The organism is Klebsiella sp. K5-204, from assembly GCF_030128585.1.
Lineage (GTDB): Bacteria > Pseudomonadota > Gammaproteobacteria > Enterobacterales > Enterobacteriaceae > Klebsiella > Klebsiella quasipneumoniae.
This window is the reverse complement of sequence record NZ_JAKUZS010000001.1, coordinates 161,053-184,601: the sequence shown is the minus strand read 5'-3', so window position 1 is coordinate 184,601 and position 23,549 is coordinate 161,053. Positions and strand designations below refer to the sequence as shown.

Below are 23,549 nucleotides of genomic sequence, written 5' to 3'. Positions count from 1 at the left end.
CATCGCGACACCTTTTTTCTTTACGCTGGCCTTCTCTTTCACTGTTTGTCAGAACTGTGGATCGCAGTAATCTCCACTTCATGCTTTAATCAATGAGAGTGATGTCGGGTGCAAATTAAACTACCTTTTTCAACAGCAAAGGCGGGATAAACCTACCCTCGCAGGGTTTCTGCCTGCGGTAATATGCCATGACAGTCTCAAAGACCACTTAGAGCGAAAAACGGACATTAAGATTTAGTGCTAGAAGCACTGGTCACACTCTGTCTCTGAATCCTCTGTAGCAGGATGAATTGCACAATCAGAGCAGCAAAAAATATTGAAGATGTTGTTGAACTATGTAGGATATGTAGAAGCATAAGAAGATTTGTCAGGTTAAGGATTCCTGAGGGCGGTAGCATTGTAGAAGAAGAATTAATATCTTACATGAACCTTACAGGTTGGCGAAGATAGTTTTTCGTAAAAAAAGATAACCTTGATAGATAGTAAATCTGAAGAGATATAGATTAATATGATGCAAGAACATGCTTGGAAATATTTTGAACTACATTCTCAACAAAGAATGACTGTATTTAATTTCTATATTACGATAATAAGTCTTTTGATAGCAGGTAGTGGAATATGCTTACAGCAAGGAGGAAATCTAATTTATCTGACATCTGCCTTGGGTATGTTTATTATATTTATAACTTTTATTTTTCATAAACTTGATTTAAGGGTGTCATTTCTTATAAAAAATGCAGAGAAAGCCTTGAGAAAGGCAGAGGATAATTATGATAATGAAGAAATGAAAATTTTCACCTCTGACCACAATAATGAAAATCTCAATAAAAGCATGTATTCACTATGGAGTTATGGGAGATGTTTTCGACTATCTTTCGCTATCATATCATACCTTGGCTTTATGATTTCAATAACTCCGATGGTTATAAATTTCATAAGCTAATTTTATCAATTTTATAGGGCTGAAGTAAAATGGACTATACCAAATGGCAATCAAAGTCAGATAATAGCTTAAAGTTGCTAAATGCATTATCTAAAGTTAAAAACAAAAACAAAAGAAATTTATTGAGGGGATATTTAAATAAATCAAGAATTAATAAGTTTGAAATCCAGAAAATCAGAAAAGATAATAATCTTTCTGATTGCATGATAATAGGAGCAGTAATTAAGGGAAGAGATGGGTTACTAAAAATAAGTGAAAAGCCAACAAGCAGTGAACTTTACACTATGATTACACCTAAACCATTATCATGGAGAGAAGAGCTAAGCTACCTATCTGGCTTTATAAATTCATTTGAAGATGTTTCATTAAGACATCTGGAAGTTATCAAATCGCTATCATATTTAGAGCAATTAGAAACAGAAACGGCTCTTAAACTGATATTAAAGTATAGCGAAGAATATGGAGCATCTAATTTCTTATCATACAAACTAGCTTATCTCATCAGCTCACGTGATTTAACATCAAATGATCAAAAGATAGTCACAAAAATTGAAGATGAATTCGGACATAAAGATAGACCTGGATTTCATTTCAGCGCCTTAGAGAACTTAAATTCAAGAATATCCTTATTTGTTGTTGCACGAAGAAGAGTAAGTGCACTAATTGGAAAAGTAGATGGGAATATAAGAAAGGCTATATCGCTTAATAACTTTATACCTACACCATTATCTATCGATGACTTAGCGGAATTCTTATTAAGAGCCTCTGAATCAACTCTAATTGATGCTATATACTCGCTAGTCGTGCTTTTTAATATGGATGATGAATTTAAAGAGGCTAAGTTTGAATTAGAAAAAAGACTTGACTCTAAGCTAACATCTGGAATTCATAATTTATTGTTATACACATCCGAACTTAAAAATAATCAAATAGTGACTGATTATTACCGTTCTCTAAACGAGGAAGGAGATTATTCATTAGATTTATATAGAAACTCTTCAGCATTTTTAGAACGAAAAGATATAGCAAGATATAGAAACAAAATTGATAAGGTTATAGGGGCCAGATTATTAAATGAAATAGAAATCAAACAGAGCTACTCAACTGCAAAATTTGAAGATGAAAAAAGATTGTTATTAGCTAACGATGGTGTAAGCACTAATGAGAAATTAGGAATAAAGCAGGATACATTCTATAGAACCTACTTATTTTTAAATATTCTTAGAAATAGAAATAACCTGTTATCATTAACAGGAGAGAATATAAAATTTATTTTTGAAAATACTTTGAGGCTAGATACATTGCTGACCGAAGATGAAATGCAGACGCTTCTGTTAACATCATCGGAAGACAATAAAAGCTTAGTTACTGTACTGACACTTGCATTATACAGGAAAAAATCAGCAGACCCTGATACTGACTTTGACTTTAGAACAGATTTTATATCATACGTTAAAGAAAAATTTAGTGGCTCTATCGTAAAATTTATTTCTGATTTACTTGAAAGCAGCCCTGCAATAGCTAGCTATATAGTTGTATCTTTAGATGAAGTAACTCTGGAGAAAATGTACGGCCTTGTATCTAATGCTTCAGAAGCTTCTTCAATACGACGTGAGATTTTAATGTCGGTTGGAAAAAAATTAAATCAAATCGAGTACATAATAGAAGCAGAATCAATAAATACAAGAGAAAAGGTATCGAAGCTTCAAAAATATTTTGATAGTAGTAGAATTTATGTTGATAGTGTTTCGATGAAAAATTGGTTAGACAGTAACCCTACGATGTCCACAGAACAATATCGTTCACTATTCAATCGCTCAGAGGCTATTATATCAACTGCGCAAAGTAATAATGAAAATGAATCAGATATATTATATATACTAGTAAATAGTGGTGACTATCTTATACCTCAAATTGCAAAAGACGCTTTTGAACAATTTTGCCTTAATAACGAATTTGGTATTCAGTCTTACCTCGGCAGACGAATTAGACATAATACTCTAGATGGTGTAACAACAGATACTGTAGATGCGGTACTTCGGAAACCTGAACATAGAATAGTACTTGCAAATCAACAGATGCAAAGGGTAGTTGAATCCTGGCTTGCATCTTATAAAGCTATTGTTGATAAACTCAGGCGTGAACACCTTCAATTTAAGTCCAGTAACTCCTTATTTAATGCATCGATTGACACTGATGATTCCGCGACCAGTGAAAATATTCGTCTCTTAACAAACACTCTTCGTTCAACCGGTAGAAGTGAATTACTAAATGAGCTCATCATTGCTTTCTGCTGGAAGCAGATAACACCTCAACTTGAAAATGCTGCAAGGTTTATTAGGACAACACTATTACAACAAGCAAAGGATTCTATCGATAAACACTTCCAAAATCACAGCATTGGGGAGACACAAATTGTAGCTGAACTACACGAAGCGGTAAACGAAGTATTTATCAAAGTTTCTGATTGGTTCCAAGTTCCTGACACTGGATTCATCTCAGCTTCAATTAAAGATCTATGTCAAATTATTCTAATTGATCTAAATAGAAATAATGATGTAGAGTTTAATGGTGAAGCAATAGACAACAAATACACAGGTATAAGTGTTCATCGTTTGTATGACTGTCTCGCAGTGCTATTACAAAACGCGCATACACATGGAGAGGAGAATACTGTAATACATATTGATGTCTCTGTGCTAAAAGTAGACTTAGATTCAGTATTAGAGTCTGTATCTGTAGATATCACATCAAAAGTAGCAAAACATGATTTTGAAGAATCTAAACTAAGAATTGAAGAAGCAATTAGTGCAGAAGAAGATAGTACAGATATGGTTACTGAAGGTTATTCTGGAATTAAAAAGATAAAATTCATTACCAGAGCTAACGAAGGCAAACAGACTATGAGATTTCGTTTTGATAATGATAATTCGCAGCTGACCTTAGGGTTTTCGATCCACGCAGAAATAGCCACAGAAGAAAATACAGTCACTTCAGGAGCAATTGCATGAAAATACTTTTGGTTGAGGATGAAGTACATAAAAGAGATGAGTTAATACAATGTGTTAAAACAGTTTACGAAATTGAACCACAAATAGTCGATTGCGTAAATGATGCGGTTTTGGCTGTTATTGACAATGATTTCGATTTGATTATTTTAGATATGGCATTATCTACTTTTAGCGATAACTCTGGAGATAAGAAAAAAGGACATGACCAAGCTCAAGGTGGAATAGAAGTTTTGAGAGCATTAAAATCGCGCAAGAAAACAACAAAAATAATAATTATCACCCAATATCCTGATTTTTACATTGGCGGCGTTAAGGTGAAGTTGCAACAATCAATAAGTGTTGTCAAAGAAAAATATAATCAAGATATGATTGGTGCCGTGTTATATACTTATAAATCTCAACCTACTTTGCAAAAGATAATATCTATACTGAGAAAACATGCATGAAAATAATGCTAATTGAAGATAATAAAAACAAAAGAGATGATATCAAGGGTTTTCTACTATCAAAAAATATAGTCGATAGTGATATTATCATAGCCAAGAGTATGACCGACTTCACTACAAATCTACATCATGATATTGGATTATTCATAATTGATTTAAAATTACCTAATATTGACGGTGGGGAAGCGCAATTTAATGGATTAACGATATTAGAGACTATCAAGAAATCTAGTAGGCAAGAATCTCTTTTATTAGCTATCAGTTCTTTTCCAGATGAATTCCCAAAGCTCAGAGATTTCTATGAATCACATGGTTGTATTCTTTCTACTTATTCTAACAAAAAAGGGTGGAAGTCGACACTTGAGCATTTACTGATTCAACTAAATAAAAATATAACTCTCGACTTTTTGATTTTTTGTGCATTAAAAGAAGAGCGAACTCCTTATATTACCATGATTAATGGTAAAAAATGTAATAGACGAGGAATTGATTTCTATGACATTGATATCGGAGAGAAAAAAGGTTCAGTCGTCCTTCTGCCATCCATGGGACTTGTTAATGCAGCTATCATCGCAGGGGCTTGTATTGATCGCTATAAGCCATCAATTGTAGCAATGAGTGGGATTTGTGGTGGATTTACAGATAATGTTAAACTGGGCCAATTACTTGTTTCAAAAATGGCATACGAATACCAGTCTGGTAAATGGACTGATGATGGCTTCAAGCAAGAACCTTACCAAGTATCCACCGATCAGAATACATTGACAAATTTAAACATAATGATCGACCAAGATGATTTTCTTAAAGAACTTGAAGAAGGTTATAGTGCTACTAAACCTGATGAACCAACTCCCCCTATTTTCTCCATTTTTACTAGTGGTTCAGCTGTAGTAGCATCTAAAGAGTTGTTAACGAGCATACAAAATCATCATCGTAAATCAGGTGGCTTGGATATGGAGATATTTGCAATCCATCGTGCTGCTGAGTTATCCATCAATAAACCATTATGTATTTGTGCGAAGACCGTCGTAGATCTTTGCGATTCTAATAAAGACGATGATTTACATATATACGGAAGTTACATTTCTGCTAAGTTTATTATATTAGCCATTAAAAATCATTACAAATTAAATACATAATACTATTTTTATTAATCAATAACTATTTATGACCTGAGCTATGTCAGGAAAAGTGACGCCAGAGATTGTTCATACCAAGTGGCCCAGACGGGCGATAACGTTTCTGCAGAAGGCTGCAGTGGTACTGCGGGATACCGAGCATTTAGGAAGCCTTGCCATGACGCGGCTTGTGATCGATGACATCCTGAAGAATTTTGAGACGGTTGATTTCTTTCCGCTGGCCTGCTCTGACGTATATATCGTAAAAGTTGGTCGGCGGGATGGCTACTGTTGGCACACCTGTCACGTGATTCGAACGCTGCACGGTATCCCTAATTGCGTCATCCGACTCAGTGCGTTCACCATCTCCAGCGCTTCACCCATCAGCGCATCATAACCCCTTCCCCAGGTCTGCTCCCCCGCAGATTATGCAGTTATATGTGAACAATGTCCGCTCTTGGCACTCAGCGGACATCTCAGCTTTGCCTCACACCGGAGTATTTAAACTTAGCTTTGACATTCCGTACCAGCTGCTGTTGATTCCATTTTAGGCATATTCAGCACCTCCCCGCATTGCGCAGGCAGCGGTTACGCATTTTGGCAAGCATCCAGAGTTCGTTTGCTGTTGTTGTCATTCCAAGCATCGATGTATAAACAGTCGCAGCCCGGCGCCACAGCTTTTTGTCTTCCAACATCTTAGCCAAGGACAGTGCGTTTTGGACTTTTTTCACATCATCTTCAGATAATGGTGTTGCAGTCTGCGGCAGGACAACATCGGGAACCTCAACGCCTGCAACCACTCGATAGACATACTGGTAGCCGTTATGGGTACGATGGAGTTTTCCCGCGGCATGGAGCTGACGCAGCAAGTTACCTGCTGTACTGGCTTGCAAGTCGAGCGCATCGCAGACATCCTGCAGGACGCATTCTGGCGTCCGGATAACGATGGCAAGCACCATCTGTGCTTTGGTTACTTTGGTTTTTGATTGTTTGGTCATGGTCAAAACTCGTTTACTTGGTTAAACCTGCCGCCTTGCGGCGTTTGTACTCTTCCATCAGAATCTGTGCTGGCGTCGGTCCTGCTGGATGTCTCGGTGCTGCCAACTGCTGACGAATTGGCGGAATCGAAAACCCGTTAGCCAGGTGTTTGGTCCATTTCGTGAGTAAGTTTTCTGCCAGTTTTTTCAGCTCTCCCTCAGTCAGGTTCCTCTCAACTCCGGTTCTTCGCATCTCAATGCAAATGTGATACAGAACATCCTGTTTCCATGGGTATTTGTCGCTTCCCGAATATCGGTAAGACTCGTTTCTCCAGCGTTTGTACTCCGCCATCACTGCATCGGATGTCAGATTGAATGGGTTAGCACCACTGGCAGATACCAGCGCAACGAACTCAGCGAGATCCGGCGGCCATGTGCTGCCCGCGGCGCAAAGCTCCATGCACTGCCGGCAAACCAGCATAATCTGGGCTTCACTCATCGACCCAATCTGAGCGATCCAGAGTTCTGATGGTTCCTCTCCGTTCTTCAGGATCCATCGGTTCGAAAAGATTTCGCCCATCACTTCCCATAGGCGCCACGACGTTTCTATGGCCGTCTGATCCTGCAACTCGCAACCGTTGCTCACGGGCGGCTCGAATCTGCTGAACAGCTCTTGATGCTGCTGGTTCTGCTCGTACTCCCACATGATCATTACCCCCGTTAACTGGTTTAATCTGTCGCACTTCTGCACGGTTAAGATGCCGGGCAAGTTTTTGCTCCCACTGCACCTGATGGAATACTTTGCCTTCTGCCTGCCAGTAGGAAATGAAACTGCTCAGTTCTGCCGGCAGGTTTAACCCTGGCTTTAATGGCATTCCCCACAGGGTCGCTTGTCTCGGAAAATCAACTGATGGTTTCCATCCCTGATACATCGCAAATTTTCCAAACGACTGAGCATGTCCGGAATAAACACCAGGCTGATTTGGATAGTCGGGAAAATCTGGTCTGACCATTCCGCTATGTGTGGGGGTTATATCTTTTGGTTCCTCTGGTAGATTCCGGATCCCGTTTTTGGGATCGTTTGACGGAAAAAACGGGATCGTTTGGTTGTTTTTCGTGCTTGGAACAATCCCATTTTCGGTGGGCTTTTCTGCTATAACGACCCCGTTTTCGGGTGCGTTTGAACGATCCCGTTTTTGGTAATGTTCCCGTTTTTGGGGGTGTTCAGTATCGGCAATGCTTTCTTCCACACCGCAAAGGCGGTATACCGGGATTTGCTTTGTCCGCCCACGTCGCTCACCTGTATCTTCAATAAGCCCGATCGAAACCAGATACTGCAGGCTCGACTGGACCGTTTTCTTATCCAGCTCAGTCGCTTCAGCCAGTGCAGGAATGGATGGAAAAGCACAAAGATCAGCCCCGCACATATCGGCCAGCCAGGTCAGAACTGCTTTTGCAGAGGACTTCCCAGTCTTGACTTTTTTGGCCCATCGCATTGCGTCAATGCTCATGAAGCCCCCCTATTTTCTGTACGGTACTCATTGTCAAAACTCGATTAAAAACACTGTGGCGCTACGGCGCTAATGCTCGCCAGTAGTGGTCCCGCCGCATCTGCAGGAAGCATGTTAAAAAGTGCAATTGCTGCCTCCCGAATTTCACGCTCTAACTTCTGCAACGGAGCACCAAGCAATTTTGCCTGGTGCGCTTCGCTACACTCTTTGATTGCTTGAGCCACCAGCTCGCTTTCAGTCAATCCACGTTTCAATCCGTGTTTGCGCGCAATCTCAATAGGCATCGCATCAGCGATCGCTCCTGAAAGCTGCATGACGTAGCTGGTGTACTTCTCTGATCCGGATTCGTTTTTCAGGTAGCGGTACAGATTCTGTTTATTGACGTTAATTCCGCGACCGTTTTGTTTTCTCCATTGCTCAGCCACCAGCTGCGCGATGTGGTCCTGTGCACGGCCAGGTAATAAAGATTCCCATTCCTGAACAGCGGCCAGAATTGCCCTGCACTTCTGGCTATCGCGGCGCGTCGGCGAATAGTGATTTTTGGTTTTCAGTTGCACCGCCATGTCTTGGGTATAATTTTCAAAAGAGATGGTTTGCATTTTTATTACTCCCTGGGATTTGAGGGTTCTGGAGGGAATACATCATCAAGCGAACAACTAACCCCTAACGTATTAAGTGCGGCCACGATATGACGAGAGTCAGCCAGGCTTGGAACGCGTAAAGATTTTTCATAGTTGGCTAACCGAGGTTGGTTCCAACCAGCCGCCTTAGCCAAGGCTTGCTGCGAAATGTGGGCTTTTTTCCGTAGATGCGAAATGTGGTTCATACAGTTCTCCTGTTGTGTAAAACGATGTTCACATATCGTGAAATCACTGTCAATACAAAACGTGAATCACCAATATTCACTCTTCGTGATAAAATGAGGGTATGAAGACACTTGCTGAAGAAATCGGTGAGCGCATCAAGGCGCTAAGAACTGAGAAAGGAATGAGCCAAGGGCAGCTTGCGAAATTATGTGGCTGGTCTGGGGCGTCGCGTGTCGCCAATTATGAATATGGCAATCGAAACGTTGGTGTAGATGATGCATTGTCTTTAGCGAAAGCATTAGGCACCACGCCCGTTATGATTTTATTTGGCGAACAAAGTGATCCATCGAACTGGTTAACAGACAAACAAAAAAGGGTTCTTTCCCTATTCAATCAATTGCCTGAAGCTGAACAGGAACGCATGATTGATACCTTTGAGCTTAGACTTAAAGAAATTGACGAGTATGTAGAAAAATACCTACGCGGAAGATACAACCCCACCTAACTCAATCCAAAAAATAAGCATTGCATAACCGGCCTTGAGCCGGTTTTTTTGTACCCTCACCAATAAATTACACAAAATGAGTAATCCTGATTTCACATTTCGTATTGACAACAATTTCACGACATGTGAAACTTCAAAACACACAACGCAGTATGGGTCATCGAGGCAGGAAGCCCACGAAGTAGCTGCCGGCGGCATACGAAACACCGGATGAGATGACAGCAACATTAATCGCAGCAGGTTATAACGTTCCGCCGGCCGGCGTTACAGGCATGAGATAGGGCATCACTATGAGAATAGATATATCCAAGATAGGGAAAATTTACTTTTTACTCGTCTCCCCAATCAAACTCTCTGTCGCGCAGGATTTGGAGGCCCGATTCGGAGACCGCGTAATCATTGCAGCTTTTGGTACTGATATCACGTCCATGGGCCTGGCACCAGGTAATGAAATCGTAAGTGCTGGCTACCACCTTCACAGCCTGGATACCGCTGTTTTCGTAGCGCTCCACCATGCTATCGGTGCGGATACGCCAGTCGTGGTAGTCAAAGGGAAGGACGTAAGCATCTGAAAGGATTTTTTGGAATTCTTCATAGTGAGCGGGATTTTCGTACCAGAAGACAGGTATAGGGCTACGAGACATTTTGCTCTCTTTTATTTGGCTGTGTGAGAGCGCCAAGAATACCACCGAGCCTGAAGTGGTGAAAAGACAGGCATCACGACTAGTAGGTTTTGCAATGCGGTGAATGCGGCTATGCGCACGCGGCACAGTTAAAAAATAAACATGGCGGTTATTCACATGTTGTGGGGAAAAAGTTGTCGGCGGTAGTTGTTAACTGGCTGCCGTCACCGGGAGGCACCCGGCGCCGCATTGCAAAACCACATGCTAATACTGAGTTAACTGGAGATAACTATGAAGGATTTTGCCCGAGTACCTACCGGCAACCAGGCGACCCGCCTGAACTGGTTCGAGGTGAGACTACGCCAGCTGTGTTACTTGCTGGCGCAGAAAGGAAACCCTGAGGCTGAGGCATGAATACCCTGTTTGCCCTTGTCATCAGCGTATGTGCTCTCACTGGTGAATGCTCTGATGTTCTGATCGGTGTTTATCCATCAGAGGCCAGTTGCAACAGCAACGCCGATGAACAAAAAGTACAGGGCCAGTGCCTCCCCTACCGAAATGCACAAAAAATGGCTGACGACCAACAGCCTGCAGTGAGTTTTTGAATCGAGTTTTGACCGATGGCCATTACGGCCGGAGAAGTGATTATGGAATTTGGAATGAAACGCGTTCTGGCATCTGTCCAGGCCGCCGCCACTTTGAATAAGCTCTATGACGGCTCGCCTGTTTCACTGACGGCCATCAGTAAAGAGTCAAAGCTGTCTACTTCATACCTTGAGCAGATCTTCAAAAAGCTGCGGGCGGGTAACCTGGTAATTTCACAGCGTGGCCCAGGTGGTGGTTATAGCCCCCGCGGCGATGACATCACCGTTACAGAAGTGATCACTGCGGTATCTAAACTGCCAGCCCATAAAACTTTTGAGCCTATCCTGCGAGCGCTTGACGACGTTCGCGTATCGCAGCTGCTGCGGGGCGATTCGCCAGCCCCATAAAGCACAAAACCCGCACAAGGCGGGTTAAGTACCCGGTCAGCCGACCAAAGCTTTCCGGAATCGAGTTTTGACCAATGACCACCACCAGGGCGGCTGCCATCAGCAGCCGGGTATCTTACAATCCAAAGGAGCCTAAACGCAATAAACAACTACCCGTATCTCATTAAAGCTAAGGCAAAAGCAAACGAAGCGAAAAGTCTCTTCTGCTGGTCCTCTGCTAAATCTGATTCTCGCGCCGAGCGCAAAATTCGATAACTCTATTCTGTGTTCTTCTTACGATTGCATTGCTGAAGATTATCCGTGGGAATACTGGAACGATCGGGACGTGCGAACAATGGTAGAGCTCGGCAAGGCCATTAGCTTCGACCCCAAAGCAACGATCCCGTTTGAAGGTGATCGTCACAATGCCCTCGCTGATGCTATTCATCCGGCCCGCTATGTATCAGCGATCTGGCAGCGAATAATTGCCGGCAATCAGGTGCTGCAAAAATTGATGCAAAACTGATTTTTTATTTTCAAATACTGGCCCAGCAATGGGCCATAATGAGGTAAAACATATGCTCCAGATGTTAACCCTTGAAGAGTGGGCAAACGAGAAATACAGAAGCAATCCTCCAAGTGTTTCCACTCTCAGGAATTATGCTAAACAGAATATGTTTTCTCCCCCAGCCAAAAAAGAAGGTCGATTCTGGCGCGTCAGGGAGGATGCTGAGTTGGTCGGTACATTGACCACTCCTGTAGTAAAGAAAAGCGACCCTGTTCTTTTGCAGAGGATTTTGAACGATGGCTGCCAGACCACGTAAAAATAATATATCTATTCCAAATTTATACCCGCTCTTCAGTAGAAAGGTTAATAAAGTATACTGGCGTTATAAGCACCCGATAACTGGTAAGTTTCATAGTCTAGGCACAGACGAAGCAGAGGCAACGGCAATAGCTATTGAAGCAAATAAAAGACTGGCGGAACAACAAACCCGCCAGATAATGGCAATCACTGACAGAATTTCCACCAGCTCAGGAAAATCAATATCAACTAACACCTGGCTTGAACGTTACTGGAAGATTCAGCAGGAAAGATTAAAGTCCGGAGATATTAAAGAAAACACTATCAAACAAAAAGCAAAACCAGTATCTCTACTTAAGGAGCGGGTAGGAATGAAATTAATATCCACTGTCAATGTTCGAGATGTTGCGCAAATTCTTGATGAATATTTAGCGGAGGGACAACCCAGAATGGCTCAGGTCATTCGCTCTGTCCTAATAGATGTTTTTAAAGAAGCTCAACATGCGGGAGAAGTACCTCCTGGTTATAACCCTGCACTAGCAACTAAACAACCTCGTAGAAAAGTCACTCGCCAGCGCCTAACTCTTGAGGAATGGCAAAAGATTTTTGATATAGCCGATGAAAATCACAAATACATGGGGAACGCCATGCTTTTAGCCATAGTAACAGGACAGCGACTAGGTGACATATCCCGTATGAAATTCTCGGACATCTGGGACGATCATCTACACGTTGAGCAAGAGAAAACCGGAAGCAAAATCGCTATACCATTAGCTCTGCGTTGCAACGCAATCAACTGGAGCCTCAGAGATGTAATCAGTCGTTGCCGGGATTATGCGGTCAGTCCATTTTTGGTGCACTTTTTCAGGACAACATCTCAGGCAGAACGTGGTGCTCAGGTTAAAGCCAGAACGTTGACGATGAATTTTAGTAAGGCAAGAGATTGTGCAAATATCGAATGGGGAGAAGGTACACCCGCAACATTCCATGAACAAAGATCACTTTCCGAAAGACTTTATAAAGCTCAGGGTATAAATACAAAAGATTTACTGGGGCATAAAACTCAACAGCAAACCGATCTCTATCATGATGATCGTGGAAAAAATTGGATAAAGGTAAACACTAATCTTTAAAACTATTTATTTATAAAATCAGGGAATTGCTCACGAGATATCCCATTTATTTTTTCAATAACTATACTGATCCTATCAACCATTTTCTGAGACGGATCAGTTTCTGTAGTGTGTACTAACGCATTTCGATATCTAATTATAGAAGAGATCTCCTCACCAAAATATGGGTCGATAATTCCAGATGAAACCAAGTCTCTTAACATCCGAGAAATAGGTACATGTACTTTATTTTTCTTGCTGTTTATTTGCTGTTCATTTGCAAGTTTGTAAACGACTCTATTATTGTAAATATTGGAATATAACACCCCCAACATTCTCTCTAACATTCTAAATGAATTCATAAATGTCCCATATATTAAATCTCTATTTTCATCTGCATTAACACTAGATGCAGATACATTCATCTCATTTATATGTTGTATATTCCCCTCCTCTTGTCTCATTATATCCTGCACTGCTTGTTCATACTTTGTCTCTTTTAATGCCTGAAATATAAAAAATGAAATCATAATCAAACTAAGTACAAACAAAGAGGCTGCAGTGTTTTTTATTAAAATATTAACTCCTTTAAATGCACTTAAATATAATGAAAGGACTAATAAATCAAGGATGATAGTTACCATTGTTGTAATAGTTATTACAATTAACATACCAAATTCTTTTTTTTGTACACTTTTAATTACACCATCCAAGGTTTCATCTTTTTCAAGTCGCCTTGTTTGCTCATTCCTCAAAAAAATATACCCTGCAAGCATTAATCCGTAGATCCCAGCCAATACTTGTGCTTGCGTCGAATAAATATAAAGATTTTGATTTTCAGTAAGAAAAACAAGCGGAGAATTGAAACCTACAACAACCCACAGTAAAGAACATGCAATGCAAAAAAACAGAACAAGTAAGGGACGTGAAAAAAATGCATCCAATACTGAGGAAAAATTGATTTTCATTGTTTTATCGCTTTCCCTGAACATTTAGAAGAAAGATACTATTATTTTGATAACTTATTTTGATAAAATTTTGATAACCATTCGAATACTAATAATAAATAACGGGAACTATTAAGTTCCCGTTATTGTTTAACCCAGAGACTGGATTACATGTTCGCGATAATCGCGTCGCCAAACTCTGAACATTTCAGCAGCTTAGCGCCTTCCATCAGACGTTCGAAGTCATAGGTCACGGTCTTGGCGGCGATAGCGCCTTCCATGCCTTTGACGATCAGGTCTGCGGCTTCGAACCACTGCATGTGGCGCAGCATCATCTCTGCGGACAGGATGATGGAGCCCGGGTTCACTTTGTCCTGGCCTGCATACTTCGGCGCAGTACCGTGAGTCGCTTCGAACAGCGCGCACTCGTCGCCGATGTTGGCGCCCGGGGCGATACCGATACCGCCAACCTGTGCCGCCAGCGCGTCAGAGATGTAGTCGCCGTTGAGGTTCATACAGGCGATAACGTCGTATTCCGCCGGACGCAGCAGGATCTGCTGCAGGAAGGCATCGGCGATCACGTCTTTTACCACGATCTCTTTGCCGGTGTTCGGGTTCTTGATTTTCACCCACGGGCCGCCGTCGATCAGCTCGCCGCCGAACTCTTCGCGAGCCAGCTGGTAGCCCCAGTCTTTGAACGCGCCTTCGGTGAACTTCATGATGTTGCCTTTGTGAACGATGGTCACAGAGTCACGATCGTTGGTGATCGCATACTCAATGGCTGCACGAACCAGGCGTTTGGTGCCTTCTTCAGAGCACGGCTTGATGCCGATGCCGCAATGTTCCGGGAAGCGAATTTTCTTCACGCCCATCTCATCGCGCAGGAATTTGATCACTTTGTCTGCTTCAGCAGAGTCGGCTTTCCACTCGATGCCGGCATAGATATCTTCGGAGTTTTCACGGAAGATAACCATGTCGGTCAGTTCCGGGTGCTTAACCGGGCTCGGGGTGCCCTGGTAGTAACGTACCGGACGCAGGCAAACGTAGAGATCCAGCTCCTGACGCAGCGCCACGTTCAGGGAACGAATGCCGCCGCCGACTGGGGTCGTCAGAGGACCTTTGATAGCAACGCGGTAGTCACGAATCAGATCGAGGGTTTCAGCTGGCAGCCAGACATCCTGGCCATAGACGTGGGTCGATTTCTCACCGGTGTAAACTTCCATCCAGGAAATTTTACGCTCGCCCTTATAGGCTTTCTCAACGGCGGCATCAACCACTTTCAGCATCGCTGGGGTAACGTCAACGCCGATACCGTCGCCTTCAATGAACGGGATAATCGGATTATGAGGGACGTTCAGTTTGCCGTTTTGCAGGGTGATTTTTTGACCTTCCGCCGGAACTACTACTTTGCTTTCCATTAACCTCTCCTTCGAGCGCTTCTGGTTCTGCTCTTCCCTCTTCACGCGAGCCTGGTGTTGGCTGAGTCGGCCAGCTTCGGAGTACCGGGTCTTCCCGCTAACCGGAGCTATCGCGTCCGTGTCGCCTTCCTGCCTGTGTTGCGAATCGGTTTGAGCAATTTTTTGTTAATAATTTGTAATGAGCATGTCAATACTACCTGAATGTTTGCGTCCATGAAAGGCATTCGTAATTAGGCTATAATGCGGCAATTGATAGAGCCTGAAAATACCATGCAGAAAACTTCATTTAGAAAACATCGCGTTGAGCGATTCAGCACACAACAAGTCACCAGACAACGTAAAGAACGCCAGCCAAAAACTGTGATCTTGTTCAATAAACCCTATGATGTGTTGCCGCAATTTACCGACGAGGCCGGGCGCAGCACGCTGAAAGATTTTATTCCCGTAGCGGGCGTCTACGCCGCAGGTCGACTCGATCGCGACAGCGAAGGGCTGCTGGTGCTGACCAACGATGGCGCGCTGCAGGCGAAGCTGACCCAGCCGGGTAAACGCACCGGCAAGATCTACTACGTCCAGGTGGAAGGCGAACCCACGCCCGAGGCGCTGGCCGCTTTGCGCGACGGCGTCACCCTCAACGATGGCCCCACCCTGCCTGCCGGCGTAGAACTTGTGGAGGAGCCCGCCTGGCTGTGGCCGCGCAACCCGCCGATTCGTGAGCGCAAATCGATCCCCACCCGCTGGCTGAAGATCACGCTCTACGAGGGACGCAACCGTCAGGTGCGCCGGATGACCGCCCACGTCGGCTTCCCTACCCTGCGGCTGATCCGCTACGCTATGGGCGGCTACACCCTCGACGGGCTGGCCAACGGCGACTGGTGCAAAGCCGAATAACCGAAAAGGAAAAGCGATGTTTAAACCTCATGTCACTGTTGCCTGCGTGGTTCACGCTCAGGATAAATTTCTCATCGTCGAAGAGACCATTAACGGCAAAGCATTGTGGAACCAGCCGGCGGGCCATCTCGAGGCCAATGAAACGCTGCTGCAGGCCGCCGAACGTGAACTGCGGGAAGAGACCGGCATTCGCGCCACGCCGCAGCACTTCATCCGCATGCATCAGTGGCTGGCCCCCGATAGCACCCCGTTTCTGCGCTTCCTGTTCGCCATCGAACTTAGCGATCTGTGCGCCACTGAACCGCACGACAGCGATATCGATCGCTGCCTGTGGCTCAGTGCTGAGGAAATTCTTAACGCGCCAAACCTGCGCTCGCCGCTGGTTGCCGAAAGCATTCGCTGCTACCTGCAGGACCCGCGCCAGCCGCTGTCGCTGATTGGCGCATTTAACTGGCCGTTCACAGGGGGTGAATGAACGGTGAGCGCGTGCTAGAATACGCCGCCTCGAAGTTCAATGTAGCGAGTATTTCCATGTCAGAAAGCCAGAAAAAAGTGATCGTCGGCATGTCCGGCGGCGTCGACTCCTCGGTCTCCGCGTACCTGCTGCTGCAGCAAGGGTATAAGGTGGAAGGCCTGTTCATGAAGAACTGGGAGGAAGACGACGGCGAGGAATACTGCACCGCCGCCGCCGACCTTGCCGATGCGCAAGCGGTCTGCGATAAGCTGGGCATTGAACTGCACACCGTTAACTTTGCCGCCGAATATTGGGATAACGTCTTTGAGCTCTTCCTGGAAGAGTACAAAGCCGGCCGCACGCCAAACCCGGATATTCTGTGCAATAAAGAGATCAAATTTAAAGCCTTCCTCGAGTTTGCCGCTGAAGACCTCGGCGCCGACTACATCGCCACCGGGCACTATGTGCGCCGCGCCGATGTCGACGGTAAAAGCCAGCTGCTGCGCGGTCTCGACGGCAACAAAGATCAGAGCTACTTCCTTTATACCCTCAGCCACGAGCAGATTGCCCAGAGCCTGTTCCCGGTGGGTGAGCTGGAAAAACCGCAGGTGCGTAAGATCGCCGAAGAGCTGGATCTGATCACCGCGAAGAAAAAAGATTCCACCGGCATCTGCTTTATCGGCGAGCGTAAATTCCGCGATTTCCTTGGCCGCTATCTGCCGGCGCAGCCGGGCAAAATCCTCACCGTCGACGGCGAGGAGATCGGTACCCATCAGGGGCTGATGTACCATACCCTGGGCCAGCGTAAAGGACTGGGTATCGGCGGCACCAAAGAGGGTAGCGAAGACCCATGGTACGTGGTCGATAAAGACGTGGAGAATAATATTCTTATCGTCGCCCAGGGCCATGACCACCCGCGCCTGATGTCCGTCGGCCTGATTGCCCAACAGCTGCACTGGGTTGACCGTGAACCGCTGCAGGGCACCCTGCGCTGCACGGTGAAAACCCGCTATCGCCAGACCGATATCCCCTGCACCGTTACCGCGCTGGATGAAGACAGTATCGAAGTCCGCTTCGATGAGCCGGTCGCGGCGGTGACCCCGGGCCAGTCCGCCGTGTTCTATTTGGGTGAAGTGTGCCTCGGCGGCGGAATTATTGAACAACGACTGCCTCTGCAGTCCTGAACGCGCGTTATTTCCGCCGGGACGAACCGCCCCGGCGGCTGACAAGGAGTATGTGTGGCGAAGAATTACTATGACATCACCCTGGCGCTGGCTGGCGTTTGCCAGGCGGCGCGACTGGTTCAGCAACTGGCGCATCAGGGACATTGCGACAGCGATGCCCTGCATGTGTCGCTGAACAGCATCATCGACCTCGATCCCGAGTCGACGCTGGCGGTGTTCGGTGGCAGTGAAGCCAATCTTCGCCTCGGCCTTGAAACGCTGCTCGGGGTGCTCAATACCAGCAGCCGTCAGGGCCTCAATGCGGAACTGACCCGCTATACCCTGAGCCTGATGGTGCTGGAGCGCAAGCTCGCCGCCAGTAAAGGGGCGATGGACACGCTCGGCAACCGCATCGCCGGCCTGCACCGTCAGCTGGAGCACTTTGACCTGCAGTCCGAAACGCTGCTCAGCGCCATGGCGGGCATCTATGTCGATGTGATAAGCCCGCTGGGCCCGCGTATTCAGGTGACCGGCTCCCCTGCCGTGCTGCAAAGCCCGCAGGTGCAGGCGAAAGTTCGCTCAGCGCTGCTGGCGGGGATTCGCGCCGCGGTGCTCTGGCATCAGGTGGGCGGCGGACGTCTGCAGCTTATGTTTTCCCGTAATCGTCTGGTTAACCAGGCAAAGCAAATTCTTGCTCATTTAACCCCGGAGTTGTGATCTATGGAATTATCCTCACTGACCGCCGTTTCCCCTGTAGACGGCCGCTACGGCGATAAAGTCAGCGCGCTGCGCGGTATCTTCAGCGAATTCGGTTTGCTGAAATTCCGCGTTCAGGTGGAAGTACGTTGGCTGCAAAAACTGGCCGCCCACGCAGCGATCAAGGAAGTTCCTGCTTTTGCTGCCGACGCAAACGGTTTCCTTGACAAAATCGTCGCCGATTTCAGCGTCGAAGACGCCGAGCGCATCAAAACCATTGAGCGCACCACTAACCACGACGTGAAAGCGGTAGAGTACTTTCTGAAAGAGAAAGTCGCTGACGTCGCTGAACTGCACGCCGTGTCGGAGTTTATTCACTTCGCCTGTACGTCCGAAGACATCAATAACCTCTCCCACGCGCTGATGCTGAAAACCGCCCGCGACGAAGTGGTTCTGCCTTACTGGCGCAAGCTGATTGACGCGGTAAAAGATCTGGCGACCCAGTACCGCGATGTACCGCTGCTCTCCCGTACCCACGGCCAGCCGGCGACGCCGTCCACCATGGGTAAAGAGATGGCGAACGTCGCCTACCGTATGGAGCGCCAGTACCGTCAGCTGAACCAGGTGGAAATCCTCGGTAAAATCAACGGCGCGGTGGGTAACTACAACGCCCACATCGCCGCCTACCCGGAAGTCGACTGGCATCAGTTCAGCGAAGAGTTTGTCACTTCGCTGGGCATTCAGTGGAACCCGTACACCACGCAGATCGAGCCGCATGACTATATCGCTGAGCTGTTTGACTGCATCGCGCGCTTCAACACCATTCTGATCGACTTCGATCGCGACGTGTGGGGCTACATCGCGCTCAACCACTTCAAACAGAAGACCATCGCCGGGGAAATCGGCTCCTCCACCATGCCGCACAAGGTGAACCCGATTGACTTCGAAAACTCCGAAGGCAACCTCGGCCTGGCCAATGCGGTCATGCAGCACCTGGCCAGCAAACTGCCGGTTTCCCGCTGGCAGCGCGACCTGACCGACTCCACCGTCCTGCGTAACCTCGGCGTGGGCATCGGCTATGCGCTGATCGCCTATCAGTCCACCCTCAAAGGGATCAGCAAGCTGGAGCTGAACCAGGATCGCCTGCTGGACGAACTGGATCACAACTGGGAAGTACTGGCTGAGCCGATCCAGACCGTGATGCGTCGTTACGGTATCGAAAAACCGTACGAGAAGCTGAAAGAGCTGACCCGCGGCAAACGCGTTGACGCGGAAGGGATGAAGCAGTTTATTGACAGCCTCGCCCTGCCGGAAGAGGAAAAAGTGCGTCTCAAAGCGATGACCCCGGCCAACTATATCGGTCGGGCAACCACCATGGTTGACGAGCTGAAGTAATCGCCCTGCCCCTCTTTCCGCCGGAAAGAGGGGCGTTTTATCGCCGGAAGGCGATCAGATCCAGACGTCGTTCACCGCCGTCCGCTCGCCGCCCTCGTGGCCGGTATTCAGCACCCCGCGCGGTTCAATCAGCAGCAGCTTCGCTTCCATCTCCGCCGAGGTCTTATGTTCCACCCCGCGCGGCACGACGATCATCTCCCCGGCCTTCACCAGCACATGTCCGTCGTGGAAGTCCACGCGCAATACCCCCTCCACCACCATCAGCGTCTCATCGGTTTCCGGATGGCTGTGCCAGATAAAGTCGCCGGCGATGCGCACGATCTTGAACTGATAGTCGTTCATTTCGGCCACCACTTTGGGCTGCCATTGTTCGCTGAACAGGGAAAATTTATGAGCAAGATTAACGAGTTGATACATAGGCTGTCTCCTTGTGATAAAGGCAGTCAGCATAGTTCGCCGCGCCGCGGTTACGCTTGAACGATTGTGCAACCTGCGCCGCCTTAGCCGCGGATCGCCCGCAGCCAGCGCCCCGGAGAGAGGCCAAAGCGGCTGATAAACTGGCGCGTCATGTGGCTCTGGTCGGCAAAGCCCGCCTCGGCGGCAATATCCACCAGACGCTCCCCGGCGCGCATCCGCTGGCGACAAAAATCAAGCCGGCGCATCATGACGTAACGCCACGGACTGGTGCCATACAGCGTTCTGAAATCGCGGCTCAGGCTCCAGCGGTCCCGGCCGCTGACCTGCGACAGGATGTCGAGGGTCATATCCTGCATAAAACAGGCATGGATATACTCCCGGGCCCTCTCCGCCGCCTGATAATCAAACGCCTGGCGACGGGCACGCTGCCCGCCGACCACGGCCAGGGTCTGCGCCAGGTCGTACAGGGCGTCCTCTTCCTCCAGCGGCTCGAAGGTAGCCGTGACCGCTTTCAACAGCGGTTGCGCGGCGCGACGTAGCCGTGGATCCGCCGACAGGCCGCCGGGGATAAACGGCAATGGCCTGCCGCCGAGTATCTTCTGGATCAGAGCGGGTTCGATATAGGCCATGCGGTAGTGAAACCCCGCCTCAGTGCCCGCCTCGCCATCGTGTATTTCGTCCGGGTGAAGGACCATCGTCCCGCCGGGCAGACTGTGCTGTAGCCCGCCGCGATAGTGAAAGCTCTGCACGCCGGCGATCGTCTGGCCGATGGCGTAGGTGTCATGCCGGTGCGGCTCATAGCCGTGGCCGCCGAAGAAGGCTTCGATGCGCTCCGTCCGACTGGGCGACTGCGCCAGCCTGACCCAGTCCGCGCTCTGCTGCTGAGACATAATGGATAACCTGCGGCGTCATTGAGGGATAATTCCAGCACTATTACACAAAAAATTAACATCACCAACCCGCCGCTGCCCGCGCCCTGCCGCTGGGCGTTTGCTGAAATTACGCATAGAATGAAGGAGTTCCATGCCCGTGCGCAAAAGGCGCCGCCCAACGCCGACCTGCCCGGCGATGCTGCACGCCGTTTGTATAAAAAGCTTTATTTAACAGCTGTTTATATTTTGCGTATATAATAAGCGTCAGACTACTTTCGAAATTGCAAGGGAGAACAGCCATGCGCGTACTCGTGGTTGAGGATAATGCCCTGCTGCGTCACCACCTCAAAGTTCAGCTACAGGAGCTGGGCCATCAGGTCGATGCCGCAGAGGATGCCAAGGAAGCGGATTACTATCTGGGCGAACATCTCCCGGATATCGCCATCGTCGATCTCGGTCTGCCGGACGAAGATGGATTATCGTTGATCCGCCGCTGGCGCAGCCACGACGTGTCACTGCCGGTGCTGGTGCTTACCGCCCGCGAAGGTTGGCAGGATAAAGTCGAAGTGCTGAGCGCCGGGGCGGATGATTACGTCACCAAGCCTTTCCATATTGAAGAGGTTGCCGCCCGCATGCAGGCGCTGCTGCGCCGCAATAGCGGCCTGGCCTCGCAGGTGATCTCTCTGCCGCCGTTCCAGGTCGACCTCTCCCGGCGCGAGCTGTCGGTGAACGACCAGCCGATCAAGCTGACGGCTTTTGAGTACACCATTATGGAAACCCTGATCCGCAATCGCGGCAAAGTGGTCAGTAAGGATTCGCTGATGCTCCAGCTTTACCCGGATGCCGAACTGCGTGAAAGCCATACCATCGACGTGCTGATGGGCCGGCTGCGTAAGAAAATTCAGGCTGAATACCCGCAGGACGTCATCACTACGGTGCGCGGCCAGGGCTATCTGTTCGAACTGCGCTGATGAAGGGACTGTTGCGGCATATTTTCCCGCTGTCGTTACGGGTTCGCTTCCTGCTGGCGACCGCCGGGGTGGTGCTGGTGCTCTCCCTGGCTTATGGCATGGTGGCGCTGGTGGGCTACAGCGTCAGCTTCGATAAAACCACCTTCCGTCTGCTGCGCGGCGAGAGCAATCTCTTTTATATGCTGGCCAAATGGGAGAACGGGGCCATTGACGTCGATATCCCGGAAAATCTGAATATGGAAAGCCCGACGGTGACCCTTATTTATGATGAGAAGGGCAAACTGCTGTGGGCGCAGCGCGATGTCCCCTGGCTGACAAAACGCATTCAACCGGATTGGCTGAAACGCAATGGCTTCCATGAAATTGAAGCCGATGTCGACAGCAGCAGTATGCTGTTGCGCAATAACCATGAGGTTCAGGAACAGCTGGACGCCATCCGCGAACAGGGCGACGATTCGGAGATGACCCACTCGGTGGCGATCAACTTCTACCCGGCCACCAGCAAAATGCCCCAGCTCAGTATCGTGGTGGTCGACACCATCCCGGTGGAGCTCAAGCGCAGCTATATGGTGTGGAGCTGGTTTATCTACGTGCTGGCCGCCAACCTGTTGCTGGTGATCCCCCTCCTGTGGGTCGCCGCCTGGTGGAGCCTGCGCCCCATCGAGTCGCTGGCCAAAGAGGTGCGCGAGCTGGAGGAACATCACCGCGAGAAGCTCAATCCCAACACCACCCGCGAGCTGACCCGGCTGGTCAGCAACCTTAACCGGCTGGTTCGCAGCGAGCGTGAACGCTATGACAAATACCGCACCACCCTCACCGATCTCACCCACAGCCTGAAAACGCCGCTGGCGGTGATGCAGAGCACGTTGCGCTCGCTGCGCGGCGAGAAGATCAGCGTCGACGAGGCGGAGCCGGTGATGCTGGAGCAGATCAGCCGTATTTCGCAGCAGATTGGTTACTATCTGCATCGCGCCAGCATGCGCAGCGGCGGCACCTTGCTGAGCCGGGAGCTGCACCCGATCGCCCCCCTGCTCGACAGCCTGACCTCCGCCCTCAATAAGGTTTATCAGCGCAAGGGGGTCAATATCTCGCTCGACATCTCGCCGGAGATCAGTTTTGTCGGCGAGCAGAACGATTTTATGGAAGTGATGGGTAACGTTCTCGATAACGCCTGTAAGTACTGTCTGGAGTTCGTGGAGGTTTCCGTGCGCCAGACCACCGACAGCCATCTGCACATTCTGGTGGAAGACGATGGGCCGGGGATCCCGCCGAGCCAGCGCCGCGCTGTCTTCGACCGCGGTCAGCGGGCGGATACTCTGCGTCCCGGCCAGGGGGTGGGGCTCTCCGTCGCCCGGGAAATCGTCGAACAATATGACGGGGAGATCATCGCCGGCGAGAGCCTGCTCGGCGGCGCCTGCATGGAGGTGGTGTTTGGCCGCCAGCTGATGGAAGATAAAGAGAGTTAATCGTTGAGTTTTTTCACGGCGCCTGCATCGC

The 23,549-nt window shown here is 48.0% G+C and carries 27 protein-coding genes; 17 read left to right on the top strand and 10 right to left on the bottom strand.

Annotation, left to right across the window (positions count from 1 at the left end; genetic code table 11):
• Positions 1-972 precede the first annotated feature (972 nt).
• From MKR05_RS00895 to MKR05_RS00885, 3 genes are read left to right on the top strand one after another with little or no spacing between them, the layout of a single operon-like run.
• The gene (locus tag MKR05_RS00895) at positions 973-3,954 is read left to right on the top strand and encodes a hypothetical protein (protein ID WP_284118021.1); all 2,982 of its coding nucleotides are present in this window, start codon (positions 973-975) and stop codon (positions 3,952-3,954) included.
• Positions 3,951-4,400 carry a response regulator gene (locus tag MKR05_RS00890; protein ID WP_186957463.1) on the top strand — a complete coding sequence of 150 codons (450 nt, stop codon included), beginning with the start codon at positions 3,951-3,953 and terminating at the stop codon, positions 4,398-4,400. Before MKR05_RS00895 ends, MKR05_RS00890 begins: the two co-directional genes overlap by 4 nt.
• Positions 4,397-5,539: a hypothetical protein gene (locus MKR05_RS00885; protein WP_284118020.1), complete on the top strand. Its 1,143-nt coding sequence runs from the start codon at positions 4,397-4,399 to the stop codon at positions 5,537-5,539. The genes MKR05_RS00890 and MKR05_RS00885 overlap by 4 nt, the downstream gene beginning before the upstream one ends.
• Before the next feature lie 536 nt (positions 5,540-6,075).
• Here the strand turns inward: MKR05_RS00885 and MKR05_RS00875 are convergent.
• The 5 genes from MKR05_RS00875 to MKR05_RS00855 are packed head-to-tail and all read right to left on the bottom strand — an operon-like array spanning position 6,076 to position 8,832.
• Positions 6,076-6,516 (bottom strand): PerC family transcriptional regulator, encoded by a 441-nt coding sequence (locus MKR05_RS00875; protein ID WP_277555558.1) that lies wholly within the window; start codon positions 6,514-6,516, stop codon positions 6,076-6,078.
• 13 nt (positions 6,517-6,529) lie between these two features.
• Entirely contained in the window at positions 6,530-7,075 is a 546-nt protein-coding gene (locus tag MKR05_RS00870; protein WP_284118019.1) for a replication protein P, read from the bottom strand.
• On the bottom strand, positions 6,987-8,006 hold the full coding sequence (locus MKR05_RS00865; RefSeq protein ID WP_194429242.1) for a DnaT-like ssDNA-binding domain-containing protein: 1,020 nt from the start codon (positions 8,004-8,006) through the stop codon (positions 6,987-6,989). The genes MKR05_RS00870 and MKR05_RS00865 overlap by 89 nt, the downstream gene beginning before the upstream one ends.
• A gap of 44 nt (positions 8,007-8,050) precedes the next feature.
• Positions 8,051-8,605, bottom strand: a complete 555-nt coding sequence (locus MKR05_RS00860; protein WP_284118018.1) for a toxin YdaT family protein — start codon at positions 8,603-8,605, stop codon at positions 8,051-8,053.
• Positions 8,606-8,610: 5 nt separating this feature from the next.
• The gene (locus tag MKR05_RS00855) at positions 8,611-8,832 is read right to left on the bottom strand and encodes a helix-turn-helix transcriptional regulator (protein ID WP_072042998.1); all 222 of its coding nucleotides are present in this window, start codon (positions 8,830-8,832) and stop codon (positions 8,611-8,613) included.
• Positions 8,833-8,933: 101 nt separating this feature from the next.
• On the opposite strand from MKR05_RS00855, the gene MKR05_RS00850 reads away from it, so the two are divergent.
• The gene (locus tag MKR05_RS00850; RefSeq protein ID WP_014228883.1) at positions 8,934-9,317 is read left to right on the top strand and encodes a helix-turn-helix domain-containing protein; all 384 of its coding nucleotides are present in this window, start codon (positions 8,934-8,936) and stop codon (positions 9,315-9,317) included.
• Between the two features lie 329 nt (positions 9,318-9,646).
• On the opposite strand, the gene MKR05_RS00845 is transcribed toward MKR05_RS00850, so the two are convergent.
• Complete coding sequence (locus tag MKR05_RS00845) at positions 9,647-9,961, bottom strand: hypothetical protein (protein ID WP_040234937.1); 315 nt, start codon at positions 9,959-9,961, stop codon at positions 9,647-9,649.
• A 389-nt stretch (positions 9,962-10,350) separates the two neighbouring features.
• Between MKR05_RS00845 and MKR05_RS00840 the strand changes: the two genes are divergently transcribed.
• From MKR05_RS00840 to MKR05_RS00820, 5 genes are all read left to right on the top strand, one after another.
• Complete coding sequence (locus MKR05_RS00840) at positions 10,351-10,545, top strand: DUF1482 family protein (RefSeq protein WP_039103071.1); 195 nt, start codon at positions 10,351-10,353, stop codon at positions 10,543-10,545.
• Positions 10,546-10,587: 42 nt separating this feature from the next.
• Positions 10,588-10,932 (top strand): Rrf2 family transcriptional regulator, encoded by a 345-nt coding sequence (locus tag MKR05_RS00835; RefSeq protein ID WP_014228879.1) that lies wholly within the window; start codon positions 10,588-10,590, stop codon positions 10,930-10,932.
• 157 nt (positions 10,933-11,089) lie between these two features.
• Positions 11,090-11,437, top strand: coding sequence for a 3'-5' exonuclease (locus MKR05_RS00830; RefSeq protein WP_409254879.1), 348 nt, complete (start codon positions 11,090-11,092; stop codon positions 11,435-11,437).
• A gap of 52 nt (positions 11,438-11,489) precedes the next feature.
• The gene (locus MKR05_RS00825; protein WP_012542206.1) at positions 11,490-11,735 is read left to right on the top strand and encodes an excisionase; all 246 of its coding nucleotides are present in this window, start codon (positions 11,490-11,492) and stop codon (positions 11,733-11,735) included.
• A complete protein-coding gene (locus tag MKR05_RS00820) occupies positions 11,716-12,849 on the top strand; it encodes a site-specific integrase (RefSeq protein WP_099755944.1) in 1,134 nt (377 codons plus the stop codon). Before MKR05_RS00825 ends, MKR05_RS00820 begins: the two co-directional genes overlap by 20 nt.
• A 2-nt stretch (positions 12,850-12,851) precedes the next feature.
• Here the strand turns inward: MKR05_RS00820 and MKR05_RS00815 are convergent, their stop codons facing one another.
• Together MKR05_RS00815 and icd are read right to left on the bottom strand one after the other, a co-directional pair.
• Positions 12,852-13,796 (bottom strand): hypothetical protein, encoded by a 945-nt coding sequence (locus tag MKR05_RS00815; protein ID WP_284118017.1) that lies wholly within the window; start codon positions 13,794-13,796, stop codon positions 12,852-12,854.
• Positions 13,797-13,942: 146 nt separating this feature from the next.
• Positions 13,943-15,193: an NADP-dependent isocitrate dehydrogenase gene (gene icd / locus MKR05_RS00810; RefSeq protein WP_023289166.1), complete on the bottom strand. Its 1,251-nt coding sequence runs from the start codon at positions 15,191-15,193 to the stop codon at positions 13,943-13,945.
• A gap of 240 nt (positions 15,194-15,433) precedes the next feature.
• On the opposite strand from icd, the gene rluE reads away from it, so the two are divergent.
• Genes rluE through purB form a run of 5 tightly spaced genes read left to right on the top strand, consistent with a single transcriptional unit; the run spans position 15,434 to position 19,792 of the window.
• On the top strand, positions 15,434-16,084 hold the full coding sequence (gene rluE / locus MKR05_RS00805; protein WP_112201695.1) for a 23S rRNA pseudouridine(2457) synthase RluE: 651 nt from the start codon (positions 15,434-15,436) through the stop codon (positions 16,082-16,084).
• 16 nt (positions 16,085-16,100) lie between these two features.
• Entirely contained in the window at positions 16,101-16,559 is a 459-nt protein-coding gene (locus tag MKR05_RS00800; RefSeq protein WP_112201696.1) for an NUDIX hydrolase, read from the top strand.
• 56 nt (positions 16,560-16,615) lie between these two features.
• The gene (gene mnmA, locus MKR05_RS00795; protein WP_248569373.1) at positions 16,616-17,722 is read left to right on the top strand and encodes a tRNA 2-thiouridine(34) synthase MnmA; all 1,107 of its coding nucleotides are present in this window, start codon (positions 16,616-16,618) and stop codon (positions 17,720-17,722) included.
• A 54-nt stretch (positions 17,723-17,776) separates the two neighbouring features.
• Positions 17,777-18,418 (top strand): high frequency lysogenization protein HflD, encoded by a 642-nt coding sequence (gene hflD / locus MKR05_RS00790; RefSeq protein WP_004140557.1) that lies wholly within the window; start codon positions 17,777-17,779, stop codon positions 18,416-18,418.
• 3 nt (positions 18,419-18,421) lie between these two features.
• A complete protein-coding gene (gene purB / locus MKR05_RS00785) occupies positions 18,422-19,792 on the top strand; it encodes an adenylosuccinate lyase (RefSeq protein WP_004176557.1) in 1,371 nt (456 codons plus the stop codon).
• Positions 19,793-19,846: 54 nt separating this feature from the next.
• On the opposite strand, the gene MKR05_RS00780 is transcribed toward purB, so the two are convergent.
• Both MKR05_RS00780 and MKR05_RS00775 read right to left on the bottom strand, forming a co-directional pair.
• Entirely contained in the window at positions 19,847-20,209 is a 363-nt protein-coding gene (locus MKR05_RS00780) for a cupin domain-containing protein (RefSeq protein WP_044522124.1), read from the bottom strand.
• Positions 20,210-20,292: 83 nt separating this feature from the next.
• Positions 20,293-21,099: an AraC family transcriptional regulator gene (locus tag MKR05_RS00775; RefSeq protein WP_048297242.1), complete on the bottom strand. Its 807-nt coding sequence runs from the start codon at positions 21,097-21,099 to the stop codon at positions 20,293-20,295.
• Positions 21,100-21,120: 21 nt separating this feature from the next.
• On the opposite strand from MKR05_RS00775, the gene MKR05_RS00770 reads away from it, so the two are divergent.
• Genes MKR05_RS00770 through phoQ form a run of 3 tightly spaced genes read left to right on the top strand, consistent with a single transcriptional unit; the run spans position 21,121 to position 23,518 of the window.
• The gene (locus MKR05_RS00770; protein ID WP_123822730.1) at positions 21,121-21,339 is read left to right on the top strand and encodes a hypothetical protein; all 219 of its coding nucleotides are present in this window, start codon (positions 21,121-21,123) and stop codon (positions 21,337-21,339) included.
• Positions 21,340-21,380: 41 nt separating this feature from the next.
• Positions 21,381-22,052: a two-component system response regulator PhoP gene (gene phoP, locus MKR05_RS00765; protein ID WP_004206636.1), complete on the top strand. Its 672-nt coding sequence runs from the start codon at positions 21,381-21,383 to the stop codon at positions 22,050-22,052.
• On the top strand, positions 22,052-23,518 hold the full coding sequence (phoQ, locus tag MKR05_RS00760) for a two-component system sensor histidine kinase PhoQ (protein WP_004206635.1): 1,467 nt from the start codon (positions 22,052-22,054) through the stop codon (positions 23,516-23,518). The genes phoP and phoQ overlap by 1 nt, the downstream gene beginning before the upstream one ends.
• The last annotated feature ends 31 nt before the right edge of the window (positions 23,519-23,549 follow it).

Coding starts and splice junctions, on each gene's coding strand:
- MKR05_RS00895 (WP_284118021.1), top strand. CDS start 973: ATGGACTATACCAAATGGCAATCAAAGTCAGATAATAGCTTAAAGTTG.
- MKR05_RS00890 (WP_186957463.1), top strand. CDS start 3,951: ATGAAAATACTTTTGGTTGAGGATGAAGTACATAAAAGAGATGAGTTA.
- MKR05_RS00885 (WP_284118020.1), top strand. CDS start 4,397: ATGAAAATAATGCTAATTGAAGATAATAAAAACAAAAGAGATGATATC.
- MKR05_RS00875 (WP_277555558.1), bottom strand. CDS start 6,516: ATGACCAAACAATCAAAAACCAAAGTAACCAAAGCACAGATGGTGCTT.
- MKR05_RS00870 (WP_284118019.1), bottom strand. CDS start 7,075: ATGGGCGAAATCTTTTCGAACCGATGGATCCTGAAGAACGGAGAGGAA.
- MKR05_RS00865 (WP_194429242.1), bottom strand. CDS start 8,006: ATGAGCATTGACGCAATGCGATGGGCCAAAAAAGTCAAGACTGGGAAG.
- MKR05_RS00860 (WP_284118018.1), bottom strand. CDS start 8,605: ATGCAAACCATCTCTTTTGAAAATTATACCCAAGACATGGCGGTGCAA.
- MKR05_RS00855 (WP_072042998.1), bottom strand. CDS start 8,832: ATGAACCACATTTCGCATCTACGGAAAAAAGCCCACATTTCGCAGCAA.
- MKR05_RS00850 (WP_014228883.1), top strand. CDS start 8,934: ATGAAGACACTTGCTGAAGAAATCGGTGAGCGCATCAAGGCGCTAAGA.
- MKR05_RS00845 (WP_040234937.1), bottom strand. CDS start 9,961: ATGTCTCGTAGCCCTATACCTGTCTTCTGGTACGAAAATCCCGCTCAC.
- MKR05_RS00840 (WP_039103071.1), top strand. CDS start 10,351: ATGAATACCCTGTTTGCCCTTGTCATCAGCGTATGTGCTCTCACTGGT.
- MKR05_RS00835 (WP_014228879.1), top strand. CDS start 10,588: ATGGAATTTGGAATGAAACGCGTTCTGGCATCTGTCCAGGCCGCCGCC.
- MKR05_RS00825 (WP_012542206.1), top strand. CDS start 11,490: ATGCTCCAGATGTTAACCCTTGAAGAGTGGGCAAACGAGAAATACAGA.
- MKR05_RS00820 (WP_099755944.1), top strand. CDS start 11,716: ATGGCTGCCAGACCACGTAAAAATAATATATCTATTCCAAATTTATAC.
- MKR05_RS00815 (WP_284118017.1), bottom strand. CDS start 13,796: ATGAAAATCAATTTTTCCTCAGTATTGGATGCATTTTTTTCACGTCCC.
- icd (WP_023289166.1), bottom strand. CDS start 15,193: ATGGAAAGCAAAGTAGTAGTTCCGGCGGAAGGTCAAAAAATCACCCTG.
- rluE (WP_112201695.1), top strand. CDS start 15,434: ATGCGGCAATTGATAGAGCCTGAAAATACCATGCAGAAAACTTCATTT.
- MKR05_RS00800 (WP_112201696.1), top strand. CDS start 16,101: ATGTTTAAACCTCATGTCACTGTTGCCTGCGTGGTTCACGCTCAGGAT.
- mnmA (WP_248569373.1), top strand. CDS start 16,616: ATGTCAGAAAGCCAGAAAAAAGTGATCGTCGGCATGTCCGGCGGCGTC.
- purB (WP_004176557.1), top strand. CDS start 18,422: ATGGAATTATCCTCACTGACCGCCGTTTCCCCTGTAGACGGCCGCTAC.
- MKR05_RS00780 (WP_044522124.1), bottom strand. CDS start 20,209: ATGTATCAACTCGTTAATCTTGCTCATAAATTTTCCCTGTTCAGCGAA.
- MKR05_RS00775 (WP_048297242.1), bottom strand. CDS start 21,099: ATGTCTCAGCAGCAGAGCGCGGACTGGGTCAGGCTGGCGCAGTCGCCC.
- phoP (WP_004206636.1), top strand. CDS start 21,381: ATGCGCGTACTCGTGGTTGAGGATAATGCCCTGCTGCGTCACCACCTC.
- phoQ (WP_004206635.1), top strand. CDS start 22,052: ATGAAGGGACTGTTGCGGCATATTTTCCCGCTGTCGTTACGGGTTCGC.